Here is a 1,845-nt window from a genome sequence, read left to right on the forward strand (position 1 = left end):
ACAAGAACGCGTTGCGACGACGGCGGCGCCCCTGTCGGATCCACCGTTCTAGGAAAATACCTCGTGCCGGTTTCTGTTTCCGACGAATTCGCTCAGGCGCTTGCCAGCATTTAGGCGCGGATTTGGACCGCCACTAACACGCAGTGCCACACAGGACAGTTTGTGTTCCTGGAAGCGATCGCACCGACGGCGGCACGATCGACCGTGCGTGCCCCGCCCTGATGCGACGTCATCGGCACGTCATCGGTGTTGATCTTGTGGCGCGCACATCACGCACGACCACGACGACGCTCGTGCGCCAGCGCCAGCCGTTGTCGCTTCGCGGCACATGGACCTCGCGGCGATGGCAACGGCACGCACCGAACCCCTTGCTTCAACCCGTTGATTGGCAGTTGATCCTTCTCGAAGGTCGGTCCCAACGATTGACGATGCACCGGCTGCCACTACAATCCCCATAAGTACCGTCCGAGTGGGCGGTTCAGTTCAACAAGGTTTATCCGCCGCCGATGTCGCTGTGGCAGAGCTTGGCGTTTGTGGGGCGACGGATAAACGCTATTCGTTAGGCGTCAGAAATCCATCGGCTATAACCTCGGTACGAAGCGCACCTGCCGGCCATGACCCGATCTACCCATGAATGACCTATATGACCTACTACGCGAAGACGCATTGCAGCTCTCTAGTGAGTTCCGCAAAGCGTCTATTCAAGGTCACGGAACTTCGCAGGAAATCGCTGAGTTCCGGGAAAACGCGGTTCAAACGTTCCTAGCACGCTATTTCCCGTTTCCGCATCGGATCGCAAAGGGCAAGGTCCGCGATTCGTTTGGCAACATCGCCGCGTCTATCGACTGCGTCATCTGCGCACCGAATCATCCATACACAGTGAGTGCGCGGGACAAGTTCAGCCTACTGTTGGCAGAAGGTGTGGACTCCGTTGTAGAGGTAAAGCCGAATATCGCTGATAGGGCTGAACTTCATCGCGCGCTCGAACAGGGACTGACCGTTAAGAAGCTGAGACGCACAACAACATCACTTCTCCATGAGCATCATCCAATGTCGGAATGGGCGAAGCGGGTTCCCTTCGGCGTTTTCTCCATGCAGTGCAAAGCCTCTCCAATCGAAACTGGGTTTGAGATCCTCGAGTTCTACCAAGGTCGCGGCGTTGATCCGATAGACCAGGCCGACTTTGTTGTAGTAAACGACGTGTGTGTGTTCTCAAACTTCGTAGACCAATCTCTAAACTGTTGGAACACGGCCGGATTTCCGAACCAAGCTGGATGGTTCTATGAAGGCTGGGGCAAAGACAGCTTGGTGGGGTTCTTATTGAAACTTCACCGAGTAGCACACGCCGGAATGAAGTTGCAAGACGACGTCTTGCCGCGTTACCTAACTCCACCCGCAGACGCCAGATTTAGGATTGTTGACCTTGCCTTCAAGCACGGCATCTACAAGCAGCTTCAAAGCCAACCTGGAGTCGACGCCGCGGAAGTGCAGCGCGCTGTTCGGGCAATGACTGAAGGAAGCTAGCTGCTATGCGTCAGACGCAGCCCATCCGCCATTCGCGCGCACTGACGCCTAACCCCTCCATCGAGCGGGCGTGCCACGGCAGGCTTCGCCTGCGCGTTACGTCTCTGGAGTCTTCCTCTTGGAGGCTCGGAATGTCGCGAGCACTGTGGACGACGCGGACCACCTCGATGCCCTCTGGGTGTGATCGGTAGAAGATGAGGCCCCGCAGTCTCCACCCGCCCCACCAATCCCTGGCGGAGTAGGGCGCGTGCGCTTGACCTTTACCGACCGCCGAAACCACAACCCTGGTTCCGGCAAGCTGTTGTGGAGACCTCGTCGCCG

General features: G+C 57.5%; 1 protein-coding gene. It reads left to right on the forward strand.

The window, feature by feature from the left end; genetic code table 11:
• Positions 1-630: 630 nt before the first annotated feature.
• The gene (locus HY308_08605; GenBank protein ID MBI3898344.1) at positions 631-1,524 is read left to right on the forward strand and encodes a hypothetical protein; all 894 of its coding nucleotides are present in this window, start codon (positions 631-633) and stop codon (positions 1,522-1,524) included.
• Positions 1,525-1,845: the final 321 nt, after the last annotated feature.

This window comes from Gammaproteobacteria bacterium (assembly GCA_016199745.1).
In the GTDB taxonomy this organism is placed as follows: domain Bacteria; phylum Pseudomonadota; class Gammaproteobacteria; order Acidiferrobacterales; family Sulfurifustaceae; genus JACQFZ01.